This is a genomic window from Hyphomonas sp. (assembly GCF_037969335.1).
GTDB lineage: Bacteria > Pseudomonadota > Alphaproteobacteria > Caulobacterales > Hyphomonadaceae > Hyphomonas.
In genome coordinates this window covers 1-15,854 of record NZ_JBBKXE010000139.1, presented here as the reverse complement: position 1 = coordinate 15,854, position 15,854 = coordinate 1, and the positions used below count along the sequence as shown (strand labels likewise).

Below are 15,854 nucleotides of genomic sequence, written 5' to 3'. Positions count from 1 at the left end.
TTGATAGTGCCGCCATTTTCTGGGACGTTGTGCAACAGAAGCTTGCGGACCGCTGATGGCCGCTGCAAGATCAGGTGCATGAACATGAAATCGATCACTGCTTTCGCCCTCGCCTCCCTCGCTTTTGCCGGCGTCGCCTGTTCACAGGCAGCGGACTCAAACGTGGCGGATGTGCAGACGGTTTCAGCCGACAACACGGCAGCGGGCACGCTCAACCTCTCGCTACCGAGCCCGACGGCTGACACGGGCGCGTCGACCGGCAGCTTCAACCTGAACCTGGGCGGCGATACGGGCGAGTCGCGGCTGATCGGCTCAGGTGCGCTTGGCGGAGCCGATTTCGGTGGAGAACCGGCGTTCAATCTCGATCTCGATCTTGCTGAAGAAGCTGCAGCCCTCGATGGACTGCCCGCCGCCGAGGCTGGCGCAGCGGATGACGATATCATCCGCCTCGATCCCAAAAAATAGGCCCACAGGCCTTTTCAAGCCATTTTCCCGCGTCCCGTGCCTGTATTTGCAGCTGGAGACGACGGAATTTCCTGTCCCGGACGTTTGATCTGGCAGGTGCGCTGCAACGCTCCATATGGATTTCGTATTCGTCCTGCCGCAGATGCGCGCCGGTCGGGTGAGGCTTCGACCCAAACGCAAGAGCGAGTAGTGTACCTTGATCCGCAAAATTGACCGACGACTTGTCTATGGCCTCGGTGGCCTGGTGGCGCTCATTGTCCTCTGGGCCCTGTTCCTGCGCGGTTCCGACGATGCGAGGCCGGGGGATTTCACGCTGGAGACAGCGACAGTGGAACGCGGCGATGTGGCCCGGCTGGTCACGGCCTCAGGCGCCGTCCGGGCGCTGACGACGGTCGAGGTCGGCTCGCAGGTTTCCGGCCAGATCATCGAACTGAATGCCGACTTCAATTCCGAAGTGAAGGAAGGCGACATCATCGCGCGGATCGACCCGCAGACATTCGAGAGCCGGGTGGCTTCGGCGCAAGCGGATATTGCCAGCGCCCGGGCGAGCCTTGACGTACAGAGCGCCAATATTGCATCGGCCGAGGCCAGCTTCGCCCAGTCCGAAAGGGACTACAATCGTGTCAAGGCGCTATATGAACAGGACGCCATTGCGCAATCATCACTGGAAGATGCCGAACGAGCCCTCGCCGTCGCCAAGGCCGCGCTTGACGTATCGCGCGCACAGCTGCGCTCGTCGCAGGCGACACTGAGCCAGCGTCAGGCCTCGCTCCAGTCGGCCCAGCTCGACCTGGACCGCACGATCATCCGCTCGCCCATTGACGGCGTCGTCATCGAGCGATCGGTCGATGTCGGACAGACAGTTGCGGCCTCGTTCTCGGCGCCCATCCTGTTCCAGATTGCGCAGGACCTTGGAGACATCCGTATTGATGCGGCTGTGGTGGAATCCGATATTGGCGGGATTGATGCCGGCGACCCGGCGACCTTCAAGGTCGACGCGTATCCGAATGAAACATTCAAGGGCACGGTGGAGCAGGTGCGGCTCGCGTCTGAGACCCTGTCGAACGTCGTGACCTATACGGTCGTGATCGCAGCAGAGAACCGGTCAGGCCGCCTCTTGCCGGGCATGACCGCGAACGTCGAGATCACTGCCGAGGAGCGCGAGGGCGTGCTGCGCCTTTCCGAATCGGCCGTGCGGTTCCGCCCGCCGAGCGAAGGCGTGACCGTGGTGACGGACGAAACCGGCGAGAACGCGCAGGAACGGCGCAGCGGTCGTCCCGCTGGCGCGGGGAGCAATCCGGGTCAAGCCATGCTCGCCGGGCTCGACATCGACGCGGACCGCAAGGCGAAGATCGAGGCTGAAATGACAGCCGAGATGGAAAAGGTCCGTGCCAGCATGGGCGAGGCGGGCGCCACGTTCGATCGCTCCGGCATGCGCGAAAAAATCCAGTCGCGCATCGACAAGGTCTTGCGCGACAATCTCAGCCGGGACGAACTGGCGATTGTCCAGAAGACGATAAATGAACGCGCGTCGCAGCGACGCGTCGAACTCTACCAGCCCGTTGGCGACGGCACGCTGAAGACGGTGTCGGTATCGGTCGGGCTGTCAGATGGGCAGAATGTCGAGATCCTTCGCGGGGCCGATGAAGGCGACGTCTTCGTGACCCGCCTGACGGTCGCGGCGGCGGGCAACTGAGCATGCCCGCCGGGACGCCCCCCATCATCACCTGCCGCGACCTGACCAAGGTCTACCGCATGGGAACACAGGAAGTGTTCGCGCTGCGCGGGGTCAATCTCGACTTCACCGAAGGCGAAATGACCGCCATCATGGGGCCGTCGGGATCAGGCAAGTCGACCCTGATGAACATGATTGGCGCACTGGATGTGCCGACCAGCGGCGAACTGACCATCAAGGGACGGCCGCTGTCGAAGCTGAGCCGGGATGAGCTGGCTGACCTGAGGAACGAGACCATCGGCTTCGTCTTCCAGCAATTCAACCTGCTGCACCGCGCGAGTGCACTGGCGAATGTGAAACTGCCGCTGCTCTACTCCCGAAAACCGGTTGAAGATGCCAACGCGCGTGCCCGCGAATGTCTCGAAATGGTCGGTCTCGGCGACCGGATGGACCACCGGCCAATGCAATTGTCCGGCGGCCAGCAACAGCGCGTGGCGATTGCCCGGGCCTTGGCATGCCAGCCGTCAATCCTGCTGGCGGACGAGCCCACCGGTGCGCTGGATACGAAGACATCCGAAGGAATCATGGACCTGCTGACCGGCCTGTCGACAGATGGCATCACGGTCATCCTGGTGACCCACGAAGACGAAGTCGCCGCCTATGCGTCGCGCCAGATCCATTTCCGCGATGGCAAGGTCGAACGCGATGAAAGGAAAAGCGCATGAAATTAGGTGTCGCATTCCGCTCTGCCCTTGAAGCATTGATCGCCAATCCGCTGCGCAGCTTTCTCACCATGCTGGGCATCATGATTGGTGTCGCCTCGGTGATGGCGATGATGGCTATCAGCGAAGGCGCCGCCAAACAGGTGGACGACCAGATCGCAAGTCTTGGTGCGAGCAACCTGACGATTGCGCCCGGCGCTTCACGCCGTGGCCCGCGCTCGGGCGGCGCATCGTCGGACCAGCCCTTCACGGATGCCGACGTCGAACTGATCCGGCAGGAACCGTTTGTCACAGCCGTCGCGGCCCGCAATTCAGGCTCGGTCACCGTCATCTCCGGCCAGGACAATTGGTCGACCAGTCTGTACGGGACCAATACAGACTATTTCATCACCCAGTCGCTGAGCGTCGCTGAAGGGCGGTTTTTCGACGACCGCGAAGTGAGCTCCGGCGCAGCGGTCGCGATTATCGGAAAGACGGTGGCCGACAGCCTGTTTGAAGGCACCAATCCCGTCGGCCAGACCATACGGGCGAACAATGTGCCGCTGGAAATCATCGGCGTACTGGAATCGCGCGGCGCGTCCGCCGGCCCCGGCGGCGACCGGGACGACGTGATCATCGTTCCCATCAACACCGCCCGCAACCGGATCACTGGCGGCAACCCGACCGTGGCCAAATATGTGAACGATATGGAGGTCGGCATCGCTGATGGCTACGACATGACCGACGCGCAGGAGCAGCTGGAAGCACGGCTGCGCGAAATCCGGCGGATCGCGCCCGGCGGCGCAGACGATTTCCGCGTGTTCAACATTGCCGACTTCATTCGCGCCCGCTCGAGCACGCAGGCCACGTTCGGCGTGCTGCTCGCTTTCACTGCGGCCGTGTCCCTCATCGTGGGAGGCGTAGGCGTGATGAATATCATGCTCGTATCGGTGACAGAGCGCACACGGGAGATCGGATTGCGGATGGCTGTCGGTGCACGCGGGATCGATATTCTCGGCCAGTTCCTTGCCGAAGCGCTGGCGCTCTGCCTGCTTGGCGGCGTAATCGGGTCTGCGCTTGGCGTCGGCGCGGCAAACCTTGCGGCCAAACTCGGGGAGTTTCCTGTTGAGATTTCCCCCCGTATTGCAATCATAGCCATTGGCGCGTCGGCACTGATCGGCCTGTTCTTCGGATTCTTTCCCGCCCGGCAAGCGGCGCGACTCAACCCCATCGAGGCTCTCAGACATGAATAAGACAACCCCTGCCCTCGCACTGGTCCTGTTGGCGACGATCATACCGGCCTGCGCATCGACACCTGCCAGGCAGTCGCCACAGGCGTTGATCACGCAGGAGCAGGCTGCACTGAGTGCACCGGATGCGTGGGCGTTCGGTCCTGAAACGGATGGCGAAGTCGCCGCGACCTGGGCCGGAATCATTCATGATGAAACCCTGCTCGCGCTGATGCGTGAAGCGCTCGCCGCCAATCCAAGCCTGCGGGCCAGCGCGGAAAGCGTGCGGCGCTCCGAAGCCTTCCTGCGCCAGTCCCGATCAAGCCTGTTGCCAAGCATCAGTGCGGGCGCAGGCGCCAGCGGATCGTCCGACTTCGAGGATTTTGACCTTGCCGAGCGCTATAGCGCGAACGTCGATGCGAGTTGGGAAGCCGACCTGTGGGGCGCGATCCGGTCGGACATCCTGGCATCGCAATTCGACCTGGAAAGTGCCCGGGCCGTCTATCGTGCCAGCCGGGAGTCGATCGCCGCCAGTGTCGCGCGCGCCTATGCGGTTGCCATTGATGCCGGCCATCAGGTTGATCTGTCACGGGCCACGCTCGCCGCCCAGGTCGAGACCTTGCGGATCGTCAATGTGCGCTACGATCTCGGCGCGGCCGACCGCAGGGAGCAGGTGCTCGCCGAGTCGGACGTGGCGAGCGCGCGCGATTCACTTGAACTTGCTCTTGCCTCGCAACGCAGCGCCATCCGCGGGCTCGAAGTGCTGCTCGGTCGCTATCCATCCGGCACGATGACCGTGCCGGATACACTGCCCGAAATCGAAGACATCATTCTTGCGGGACGACCGGCCGACCTGCTTCGCCGGCGCCCGGACGTTCTGTCCGCCGAAGCCGGGGTACGGTCTGCCTTTGCCAGTACAGAAGCCGTACGCGGCGGGCGCTGGCCCAGCCTGTCGCTGTCGGGTGGCGTATCGAGTGCAACAGACACGCTGGGCGACGTGCTGGACCCGGCGGCGCTGGCCCTCTCGCTCGGACTCCGGCTGGCCGACACGCTGTTTGACGGCGGCCTGACGGACGCGCGCATCGACGCCGCAGAAGCCGGCGGCCGCATCGCGCTGGCCAATTATGGCGCAAGCGTGCTGGACGCCTATGCCGATGTCGAGGGCCGCCTGGACGATGTCACGACATTGCGAAACCGCGCTGGTTTTGTGGAAACCGCTGCGGAGAATGCACGCGAAACACTGCAACTCGCTGAAATCCAGTACAAGGAAGGCGCTATCGACCTGCTCGACGTGCTGACATTCCGGCAACGCAGTTTTCAGGCAGACCGCACGCTGCTCTCACTTCGTCGCGCTGAAACCGAATCGCGGATCACGCTTTATCTCGCGCTTGGCGGGGCATTGGACCCACCAGAATAGCTATTCTTCCCTCGGGGAACCCTCCTTGTCAGGAGGGAGTTTTCGATCTTTTTGCAGCGATATGGACTGAATCCGTCCAAACACCTGCGCAATCAGCTTGTTTTGGATAGCATATACAGAGTAGTTGGATTTATTATGTTGAAATCAGCCAAACATGCTGGCCACGATGCCAGAAAGCCAACCGATGCAGATCGCTTCGTTGGACAGCAGCTACGCCAAGGGCGTCGCGAGATGGGGCTAACGCAGGACGGGCTCGCCCAACTCCTCGGCGTAACATTCCAGCAGATCCAGAAATACGAAGCCGGTCACAGCCGCATGTCTGCGGGACGGCTGCGCGAAGTTGCAATCGCGCTGAAAAAGCCAATCAACTTTTTCTACGAGCCGTTCGAGCCGATCGGCAAGAAATCGCCTGTGGCCGAGACACGCCTCCGGATCAAAGACCTTCGGCGCGATGCGAAAAAGCTCATCGACCAGCTTGGCGACGCCGACGACCTTCAGGCTGCGGTACGCCTGCTGCAAGCGCTCGAAATGAACCAATCGTCCTGAGGTTCACTTAGCGCGTGATCGAAATGCCGTTCCCGGTCGCCTGCAAGCGTGATTCCAGCAACCACCGATAGGCCGCGGCATAGGCGGCGCCGAGGTGCATTTCCAACTCGTTGGACGTTTCGGGGTCTGCCACGCCCGCATCACCGACCATTCGAATTGTGCGAGCGAGGCGGGCGACCACCTTTCGAGCGCTCTCCAACTCCAGTCGAATCTGTGCGCTGGAGAGCGTGACTTCGTTGATACTTCCTGCTTTGCCAATCATGATTCGGCCTCCGATTTATCGACGTCCACGAGGGGCGAGCGCTTTTTTGATGCGCTTCATCCCCGATTGCCGATCAAGGGCCTGCGGCCTTCGACCTCCGATAATCCTAGTGTCATCGGCTTGGGCCTCCAACAACTATACGGAAGATTCAGGGTTTTTTTGATTCTGCCTTCAGGCGGTAAACAATATCCAGTGCTTCGCGCGGCGTCAGCGTGTCGGGATCGACGTCGTCAAGTATCTCTGCAAGCCGGGATGGACCAGGCAGCGCGTCAACATCGCCATTTGACGGAGCCTGCTCCACAACCGCCGCGAACAGGGGCAAATTATCCGCCGTTTTCGGATCGGCCTCGAGCCGCTTGAGGATCTGCGAAGCACGCGTCACAGCGCGCTTCGGCAAGCCGGCAAGGCGCGCAACTTGTACGCCGTAAGACCGGTCGGCCGGGCCGGGCTGGATCTCGTGCAGGAAGACGAGGTCGTTCTTCCATTCGCGGGCGCGCAGGGACGCATTGGCGGCGCCCGGCAAGTCTTCCGCCAGTTGCGTGAGCTCATGATAATGGGTGGCAAACAGGGCGCGGCAGGCATTGACGCCGTGCAGGTGTTCGACGGCGGCCCAGGCGATGGCAAGGCCATCGTAGGTAGACGTTCCACGCCCCACTTCATCAAGGATGACAAAACTGGCGGGTGTTGCCTGCGTCAGGATCGCAGCCGTCTCGACCATCTCGACCATGAAGGTCGACCGGCCGCGGGCAAGATCGTCCGAGGCGCCGACGCGTGAAAACACCCGGTCAGCCAGGCCGAGCCGGATCGACTTGGCCGGCACGAAGCAGCCCGCTTGCGCCATGATGACCGCCAGGGCGGCCTGCCGCAAATAGGTCGATTTGCCGGCCATGTTCGGACCGGTGACCAGCAGGAGCCGCGCGCCCCCTTCCCCACCTGCATCAAGGTTCAGGTCGTTCGCGGTGAAGCCTTTGCCATCGCGCTTCAGCGCCGCTTCGACAACCGGATGGCGCAGGCCTGTGGCTTCGAATACAGGCGTGTCGGCAAGCTCGGGCCTGACAGCGTCAATTTCGATCGCCCAGGCGGCATTGGCTCCGGCGACATCAAGGTCGGCAATCGCGTGGGCAGATGTCGCGAGTGTCTCATTGAGCGCGTCAACGCCAGCGCAAAACCCGTTGAACAACTCCCCCTCACGCGCCTTTGCTTCTTCTTCGGCACGCGAAATGCGGCCCGCAAGGTCGGACAGTTCACGCGTCGAAAAGCGGACATTCCCGGCCAGGGTCTGGCGGTGGATGAACGTCTCCGATAGCGGCGGCGCCATCAGGGCATCGCCATGCCGGGCCGGAACGTCGATGAAATAGCCGAGCACATTGTTGAACTTGATCTTCAGCGCCGAAATGCCGGTCTCACGCGCATAGCGTGACTGCAGCTCGGCAATGATGCGGCGACTGTCATCTCGCAGGCCGCGCGCCTCATCGAGTGCACTATCCCAGCCCGGTGCGATAAAGCCGCCATCACGAGCCAGCATCGGAAGGCTGTCATTCAAGGCCTGCGCCAGGTCTGAGGCGAAAACCTGCAGGTCGGGCGTGTTCTCCAGCAGAAGCACATTGATAGCCGCCCCCAGGCGCGCCGGGACGCCGCCCTCAATGACGGCTAGTTCGCGTGCGGCGGCATCGCCAGCCGACAGCGCGCGTCCGATCGCCTGCAGGTCGCGCGGCCCGCCCCGTCCGAGCCGAAGCCGCGTACGGGCACGCTCCAGGTCCGGCGCCGCCTTCAGGCGGCTGCGAAGCGCCTCCAGCACATCCGTATCCGCGACAAGCCAAGCGACCGCTTCAAGGCGGGATTCGATTTCGCTGCGATCGAGTGACGGGCGAGACAGGTGGCTGGCCAACAGGCGAGCACCCGGCGCGGTGACGGTTCGGTCCACAGTTGCGAGGAGCGACCCATCGCGCGCACCATTCATGGCGCGGTCTATCTCGAGGCTGGCGCGGGTCGCCGGGTCAATCGCGAGATGCCCGCTGGCGGGCGGGCGCTGGGGCGGATCGAGGCGGATATCGGCGCCGGCCTGCGTAAGCAGCACATAATCGAGCAGCAGGCCGATGGCCGAGAGCTCAGCCTTGGAGAAATCCCCGAAGGCTTCGAGCGCGGCCACTTCGAATGTCTGCTTGAGCAGGGCTTCGCCGGTTTTCGGTGTCGCGGCGCGGGCCGGACGTTCGGTCACTGGCGTGCTTGCGGCAGAGACGACAGCGGCAATCGCCGGGCGGTCCATATCGGCTGCGCTGACAAGCAGTTCGCGAAGCGGCCAGCCAAGCAAGGCATCGGCCAATGCGCCGGGGGCGACAGGCGCAACATCGAAGCGCCCTGTGGACACATCACACACCGCTATCGCTGCGTCGGCGCCGCCATTGGCCAGCGCGATGGCGGCAAGGGCCTGGCCCTGCCGCGCTGGCAATAGCGAATCCTCGGTCAATGTGCCCGGCGTGACGATCCGGACGATGTCGCGATTGACGATGGATTTCGACCCGCGCTTCTTCGCTTCGGCCGGGCTTTCCGTCTGCTCGCATACGGCCACGCGCGCACCGGATTTGATCAGGCGGGCGAGGTAACCTTCAGCTGCGTGATAGGGAACACCAGCCATCGGGATGGGCTTGCCATCATGCTCGCCGCGCGACGTCAGCGCGATGTCGAGGATCCGGGACGCTTCGACGGCGTCATCGAAGAAGAGCTCGTAAAAGTCCCCCATCCTGAAGAAAAGCAGCGCGTCGGGATGGCGGGCCTTTATGCCGAGATACTGCACCATGAATGGCGTCGGCTCGTTGCCTTTTACGGCAGCCTTTTTCGAGGGAATCGCGGTATCGGCCATGGAGGCGGACGCTAGCGCCTCGGCTGGGGATTCGCAAAGCGTTCAGGCTGTCGCTCGCCATGAAATAGCCAGAAACCGCGACGACATGGACCATATTTGCGGTTGGCACGCTCGGCGGTGAGGCATAGGGTCAATCGCTAACCACCCTTTCACTCGTTAGCATCGGACCACCCTTTCCCATGACAACCAAGCGCCCAAGCTTCACTGACCAGGAAGCGCTCGATTTCCATTCAAAGCCTACTCCAGGCAAGATTTCCATGGCGCCGACCAAGCCCATGGGCACGCAGCGCGACCTGTCACTGGCCTACAGCCCCGGTGTCGCTATTCCGGTCCTGGCGATCGCCGAGGATCCCGACAAGGCGTACGATTACACATCGAAGGGCAACCTGGTTGCGGTGATTACGAACGGCACGGCGATTCTCGGGCTCGGAAATCTCGGCCCGATGGCGTCCAAACCGGTGATGGAAGGCAAATGCGTCCTGTTCAAGCGCTTTGCCGACATCGACAGTGTCGACGTGGAAGTGAATACGACAGACGTCGAGGATTTCATCCGCACGGTCCGCAATATCGGCGACACCTGGGGTGGCATCAACCTCGAGGATATCGGTTCGCCTGACTGCTTCATTATCGAAAGCCGCCTGCGCGAGGAACTCGATATTCCCGTGTTCCACGATGACCAGCATGGCACTGCAATCATTGCTGCCGCCGGCATCATCAATGCCTGCCATGTCACCGGGCGCGAGCTGAAAGACCTGACAGTAGCTGTCTCCGGTGCCGGCGCGGCGGGCCTGTCCGTGGCGGGCCTGATCCGCCATCTCGGCGTCAAGGCCGAGAACATCCTGATGTGTGACTCGACTGGCGTTGTCTATGAAGGCCGCACCGAGCGGATGGACCAGTTCAAGTCCGCCTTCGCCGTCAAGACGACGAAGCGCACACTGAGCGAGGCCATGGAGGGCGTCGACTGCGTTCTCGGCCTCTCGGCCAAGGGCGCCATTTCGAAAGCCATGGTCAAATCCATGGCCAAGGATCCGATCATCTTCGCCATGGCAAATCCCGACCCGGAAATCACGCCCGAAGACATCAAATCCGTGCGTGACGACGCAATCATCGCAACCGGCCGGTCGGACTATCCCAACCAGGTCAACAATGTGCTGGGTTTCCCTTACATCTTCCGGGGTGCGCTGGACGTTCGGGCACGCAGCATCAACGAGGAAATGAAAGTCGCCGCAGCCCGGGCGCTGGCCGAACTGGCCCGCGAGGACGTGCCGGACGAAGTGGCTGCCGCCTATCACGGCGCCCGCCCGAGCTTTGGCCGTGACTATATCATTCCCAGCCCGTTCGATCCGCGCCTCATCAGCTTCATCCCGCCATTCGTGGCACAGGCCGCAATGGACACCGGCGTCGCGCGCACGCCGATCGCCGACATGGACGCCTATCGTGCCTCGCTGGTGCGCCGGGCCGATCCGGCTGCGGCTTTCCTTCAGGGCGTTCAGGCCCGCGCCAAGGATGTCCAGCGCCGCATCGTGTTCGCCGAGGGTGAAGAGCCCGCCGTTGTGCGCGCCGCCTTCAGCTTCAAAAACCAGGGCCTGGGCCATCCGATCCTGATCGGCCGCGAAGCCCAGGTCGAACGGATGATGGAACAGATGGGTGTGCCCGCCGGTACGCTGGAAATCATCAATGCGCGTCTGTCTGACAACAATCCGGTCTATACCGATCTCCTGTATTCTCGCCTGCAGCGCGATGGCTACCTGAAACGCGACGTTCAGCGCCTGGTGAACCAGGACCGCAACATCTTCGGCTGTTGCATGCTGAAGAATGGTGATGCGGACGGCATGGTCACGGGCGTCACCCGCAATTATGACGTGGCTCTGAATGACGCCCTGCTCGTGCTGGACGCCTTGCCGAGCAAGGCCCTGATGGGCATGTCGATGGTGATCAATCGCGGCAGGACCGTGTTCATCGCCGACACGAGCGTCACCGAACTGCCGCAGGGCGAAGATCTTGCAAACATTGCGCTGGAAGCAGCTGGCGCGGTGCGTGCCATGGGCTTTATTCCGCGCGTGGCATTCCTGTCCTATTCGACCTTCGGCAATCCGATGGGCGAACGCGGCGAGAAAGTGCGCGAGGCGGTCACGATTCTCGACCAGATGCCGGGTGTCGACTTCGAGTACGAAGGCGACATGAATGCCGACATCGCGCTCAACCCGAACCATTCCTTGCTCTATCCGTTCTCGCGCCTCAAGGGCCCGGCCAATGTTCTGGTCATGCCGGCGATCCATGCTGCGTCGATCTCGACCAAGCTGCTGGAATCAATGAGCCGGGCAACCGTGATCGGGCCAATGCTGCTGGGTCTCGAGAAGCCGGTCCAGATCGCATCACTCGGCGCCACGGTGGGCGACATCGTCAATCTCGCGACGATTGCCGCCTATGACGTCGACCGCGTGCACGGCGACTAAGGACGCAGATTCTTAAGGGTCGCGGCGTGTCCCCGAAAACCGCGGGCCACTTTTCGGCACGCCGCTCTAGTCGTCCTGCGCCAGAACCAGGCTCGTTGACCCAGTCGTGTCGCGAGCCTGGCGCACCCATTCGAGAACCGACAGGATGACGGCGATACCGCCGAGCCAGAACGTGATCATGAACACGGAATAATAGCCCTGGCTCTCGATGATCTCGCCGAGCCAAGGACGCCCCAACGTGCCGATCAGCATGGTGAGCGACGCGAGCAACGCATATTGCACGGCGGCAAAGCGCGGATTCACCACAGACGTGAGATAGGCCGTGATCGCGACGAGCGCGAAGCCGCCCGCAATGTTTTCAGCGAAGATCGTGACCATCAGGCGCGCCATGCGCTGGCCCTGATCGGCGGCCACAACATCAGGCGAGAGTTTGGCCGCCCAGTCCGCCAGCGCGCTGAGCGGTGGCCCGAGATGCGAGATGTGGAGGAACCCGTCGAGAACGGTCGCCCCCGCCGCGAGGTCTGCATAGAGCAGGTTGGTCGCCGCCGCGACGATACCGCCGACAAAAAAGACCGGCATGCGGCCCAATACGGCGATCAGGACCGCGCCGAGCAGCGAGCCGAGTATCGTGGCGACAACGCCGAAGAATTTGGAGGCAATCGCGACATCGTCCAGTGAATGGCCGAGCGCGCCGAACTGGTCGCCAAGATAGAAGGGATAGGCGAACGCGCCCCAGACCGCGTCCGTGAAACGGTAGGTCAACGCCAGCAAAAGGACCAGGACAGCGCCCCATTTGAGGCGTGAAATCAGCTCCATCAAAGGATCGAAGATCGCCCGGAACAGGTTGCGGAGAATAGATTCGGCACGCGTCTCGTTCGCAATATGCGCAGGCGTTTCAGCGGATTTTGCCCCGAACCGAAAGACAAGGATTGCTGACACGATCGCTGGGACGAGAACGGTCAGCCCGACAATCCACGGGCCTTCAGTGCGCACGAATGTACCGCCCGAAGGGGGCACCGCAGAGAATAGCGACTGCATGACGAAGACGAGAATCAACGTGAATCCGATGAGCCAGCCGATGGCGACCACTGTGACGGCCGGCGTCGAAATACGGCGCGGCAGGCTCGGCAGGAAGGACAGGCGATCGGCATTGGGAGTCTTCGAGCTTGCCGGTTCCGGCGCAATGATGCTGCCGATCATCGACAGGGCCAGCACGAAGGCAACCATGAGGAATGTCGCTGTCCAGCCGAAGCGCGCCGCGACGAGCAGCGCGATGAAGCCCGAAATGAAGCCTGCCGACTTGTAGCCGAACTGGTAGAGCGCGGACATCAGGTCCTTGTCTTCATCCGAACGGGCGACCTCGATGCGCCAGGCATCAAGCACGATGTCATGTGTCGGGGAAACGAGGGCGATGGCCAGCGCAATAAGGGCGACGAGTCCGATATTCTCGGCCGGATTGGTGAAAGCAAAAATGCCGATCAGGACAACCATGATGCCCTGGAACAGGAGCAGCCAGGACCGGCGCCCGCCAAGGAATCCGGTGAGCGGGGCCGGATGCGCCGTCTGGAACGCCGGCGCCCATAGATATTTGAATGAATAGCCAAGCGTCAGCAAAGACAGCGTGCCGATGGTCGACGGCGTAATGCCGAGCTTCGTGAGCCATGCATTGAGCAAGCCGAGTGTGACGCCCATGGGAAGACCGGCGGCAAACGCAAACAGCGCCATCGCCACCATGCGTCGGTCCCTCAAGGCTTTGAGGGCGCGGAGCGCGCGGGGCTGAGTCTTCAACGGTTGCGGAGGGGTCGCCGCCTCGTTCATCCGACGCCTGCAGACACAGCCGGTGGGGCTGTCCAGCGGATGGCAAGGCTGCGAAGCGCCTCGGCATCCAGCGGTTTCGCAGCGACACCATTGGCACCCGCAGCAAGGGCGCGGCGTTCAATATCCGGATTGATCTCGGCCGAGACAGCAATGATCGGCACACCGGAGCCCCCTGCCCGCAAGCGGCGCATGGCTTCGAAACCGTCCATGACCGGCATGCGCAGGTCCATCAGGATGAGAGCGGGGTCCATGTCGCCTGCGGCCTCCAGTGCTTCGCTGCCAGTTGACGCGACTGTGACGGTAAATCCCGCCGATTCCAAGGCGCGGCGTGCGATCAGCGCGTTGACCGGATTGTCGTCTGCAATCAGGACATGACCCACGCCGGTTTCGGCCTCCGGCTCGTCCACGGCTTCGCCACCGGAGCGCACGAGGAAAATCCGCTCAGCGAGCGACGATGTGCGCAGCGGCCGCACGAGCCAGCCGACACATCCCAGTTCGCGGAAACGCGGCAGCGCGCCCCGGTCCTCGGGACGCACGACAACGAGCGCCGGCGCAAGCTTGGCATAGGCCTTGACGGTCGCTTCCGGCAGGTCGGCGCCGATGAGCAGGACATCAACACCTTTTGGCAGGCGTCCGCGCGACGGGTCGACCAGGACCGCGATCGCCTGCACATCTTCCAGCGCAGAGGCAATCGACAGGCACGTGACAGGTGGCAGGCCGACCAGGCCGACCTTGCCGCCGAGAACCGTTTCGTCATGGCTGGTCTCCTGCCCTGACCGATCAAGCGGCAGGATAACAGAGAACGCCGCGCCACACCCTGGCGAGCTGAGGACGTTGATCGTACCGCCGAGCAGGTCGGTCAGGCGCTTCACGATGGCCAGGCCGAGTCCGACACCGCCATCCTTGTAGGCATCCTCTGCGCCGACCTGGTGGAAGGCGTCGAACAAATGATCGAGGTCGTCCAGCGCGATGCCCGGGCCCGTGTCGATGATACGGAATTCCAGTCCGTCGTCGCGTGCAATGATATCGAGCAGCACGCCGCCACTCTGGGTAAATTTGAGCGCATTGCCGACAAGATTGAACAGGATCTGGCGAATGCGGCCGGCATCGCCCGAATAGGTTGGCATCGGCAGCTGCGATGACCGAACGGCGAGATCAAGCCCGCTCGCATGGGCGCGTGGGCTGAGCAATTCTATCACTTCGCGACCGAGCCGGATCGCGCAAAAACTCTCGGTCTCGAGTTCAACGGCCGACGCATCAAGCCGCGCATAGTCGAGGACATTGTTGAGCAGGTCGAGCAGGCGTCCACCACTCAGGCGGATCGTCTCGGCGTATTCGCGCTGGGCCGGCTCAAGATCGGTCTCCAGCAAGAGCGAAACTGTGCCGAGAATACCGTTCAGGGGCGTACGAATCTCGTGGCTCGCTGTCGCCAGGAAAGCATCTTGCGGCGTCGCGACGGATTTGGGTGTGTCTGGCGTATCTGTCATGTCCCGAAAACCCTAGGCCCAAGGCTTTAGCATTCGTTTAATGAACGAGGCCGAACCTTACCGGGCCAGTGCACCGGCCTGAACGCCTTCGGCCTGTCCGGGCGCGCGCCGCCGGTATGTCAACGCCTCGGCAATGTGGAGGCGGCGCACACCGCCTGCGCCATCAAGATCGGCAATGGTCCGGGCGACCTTCAGAACCCGGTGATAGCCACGCGCCGTGAGCTGCAGTTTGACGGCGGCATCGGCGAGCAAGGCCGCGCCCGGTGCGTCCGGGGCCGCAAGGCGCTCGATATCACCGGTCGGCGCATCGGCATTGACCGGGCGGCGCGTGTCGCAGTCCATGTCACCAAAGCGTTCGGTCTGCACGTCACGCGCATGCAGCACGCGCGCCTTGACCTCTGCCGTGCCCTCAGCAGAGGGCAGTAAAGCGAGGTCGACAGCGGTGACCGGCGGCGTGTCGTGATAGAGATCGATCCGGTCGAGGAAGGGGCCGGAGAGGCGCGACTGGTAGGTTTGCGCGCATCTTGGCCCTTTCGTGCAGGCTGCCGCACCGGGCCCGCCGCCACAGCGGCAGGGGTTCATCGCCGCGACGAGCTGGAACCGTGCCGGATAGCGCACATGCCGGTTGGCGCGGGCCACGACGGCCTCGCCCGCTTCCAGCGGTTGGCGCAGGCTGTCGAGCACATGGGCCGGGAATTCCGGGAGTTCATCGAGGAAGAGTATGCCGTGATGGGCGAGCGACACCTCGCCCGGCTTGGCCTTGATGCCGCCGCCGACAAGGGCGGCCATGGAGGCGGAATGGTGCGGCGCGCGGAAAGGCCGTGTGCGCGACAGGCGGCCCCGTTCGAGCAGGCCGGCGATCGACTGGATCTGCGAGACTTCCAGCAGTTCGCGCGCCGACAGGGGCGGCAACAGGCCGGGCAGGCGCTGGGCCAGCA

Annotated in this window: 12 protein-coding genes; 7 read left to right on the top strand and 5 right to left on the bottom strand. The window is 63.0% G+C overall.

The genetic code is table 11. The annotated features are described in order from the left end of the window. Nucleotides 1-84 precede the first annotated feature (84 nt). The 6 genes from AADA04_RS10475 to AADA04_RS10450 all read left to right on the top strand — a co-directional run bounded on the left by AADA04_RS10475 (nucleotide 85) and on the right by AADA04_RS10450 (nucleotide 6,033). Nucleotides 85-465, top strand: coding sequence for a hypothetical protein (locus AADA04_RS10475; RefSeq protein ID WP_340693213.1), 381 nt, complete (start codon nucleotides 85-87; stop codon nucleotides 463-465). Between the two features lie 196 nt (nucleotides 466-661). Then, nucleotides 662-2,161, top strand: coding sequence for an efflux RND transporter periplasmic adaptor subunit (locus tag AADA04_RS10470; protein WP_340693212.1), 1,500 nt, complete (start codon nucleotides 662-664; stop codon nucleotides 2,159-2,161). 2 nt (nucleotides 2,162-2,163) lie between these two features. Continuing rightward, nucleotides 2,164-2,865 carry an ABC transporter ATP-binding protein gene (locus AADA04_RS10465; protein ID WP_340693211.1) on the top strand — a complete coding sequence of 234 codons (702 nt, stop codon included), beginning with the start codon at nucleotides 2,164-2,166 and terminating at the stop codon, nucleotides 2,863-2,865. Next, the gene (locus AADA04_RS10460) at nucleotides 2,862-4,094 is read left to right on the top strand and encodes an ABC transporter permease (RefSeq protein ID WP_340693210.1); all 1,233 of its coding nucleotides are present in this window, start codon (nucleotides 2,862-2,864) and stop codon (nucleotides 4,092-4,094) included. Before AADA04_RS10465 ends, AADA04_RS10460 begins: the two co-directional genes overlap by 4 nt. Then, complete coding sequence (locus AADA04_RS10455) at nucleotides 4,087-5,487, top strand: efflux transporter outer membrane subunit (protein WP_340693209.1); 1,401 nt, start codon at nucleotides 4,087-4,089, stop codon at nucleotides 5,485-5,487. The genes AADA04_RS10460 and AADA04_RS10455 overlap by 8 nt, the downstream gene beginning before the upstream one ends. Before the next feature lie 135 nt (nucleotides 5,488-5,622). Continuing rightward, entirely contained in the window at nucleotides 5,623-6,033 is a 411-nt protein-coding gene (locus AADA04_RS10450) for a helix-turn-helix transcriptional regulator (RefSeq protein WP_340693208.1), read from the top strand. Nucleotides 6,034-6,040: 7 nt separating this feature from the next. Here the strand turns inward: AADA04_RS10450 and AADA04_RS10445 are convergent, their stop codons facing one another. Further along, entirely contained in the window at nucleotides 6,041-6,295 is a 255-nt protein-coding gene (locus AADA04_RS10445; protein ID WP_340693207.1) for a hypothetical protein, read from the bottom strand. Between the two features lie 148 nt (nucleotides 6,296-6,443). Continuing rightward, nucleotides 6,444-9,155 (bottom strand): DNA mismatch repair protein MutS, encoded by a 2,712-nt coding sequence (mutS, locus tag AADA04_RS10440; protein WP_340693206.1) that lies wholly within the window; start codon nucleotides 9,153-9,155, stop codon nucleotides 6,444-6,446. 179 nt (nucleotides 9,156-9,334) lie between these two features. On the opposite strand from mutS, the gene AADA04_RS10435 reads away from it, so the two are divergent. Beyond that, the gene (locus AADA04_RS10435) at nucleotides 9,335-11,611 is read left to right on the top strand and encodes an NADP-dependent malic enzyme (protein ID WP_340693205.1); all 2,277 of its coding nucleotides are present in this window, start codon (nucleotides 9,335-9,337) and stop codon (nucleotides 11,609-11,611) included. 66 nt (nucleotides 11,612-11,677) lie between these two features. Here AADA04_RS10435 and AADA04_RS10430 read toward each other — a convergent pair whose 3' ends face one another. The 3 genes from AADA04_RS10430 to AADA04_RS10420 all read right to left on the bottom strand — a co-directional run. Then, nucleotides 11,678-13,345 carry a hypothetical protein gene (locus AADA04_RS10430; RefSeq protein ID WP_340693204.1) on the bottom strand — a complete coding sequence of 556 codons (1,668 nt, stop codon included), beginning with the start codon at nucleotides 13,343-13,345 and terminating at the stop codon, nucleotides 11,678-11,680. 80 nt (nucleotides 13,346-13,425) lie between these two features. Then, nucleotides 13,426-14,916, bottom strand: coding sequence for an ATP-binding protein (locus AADA04_RS10425; RefSeq protein WP_340693203.1), 1,491 nt, complete (start codon nucleotides 14,914-14,916; stop codon nucleotides 13,426-13,428). Between the two features lie 57 nt (nucleotides 14,917-14,973). After that, nucleotides 14,974-15,854, bottom strand: an 881-nt coding sequence (locus AADA04_RS10420; protein ID WP_340693202.1) for an ATP-binding protein, incomplete at its 5' end; no start/stop codon positions are given.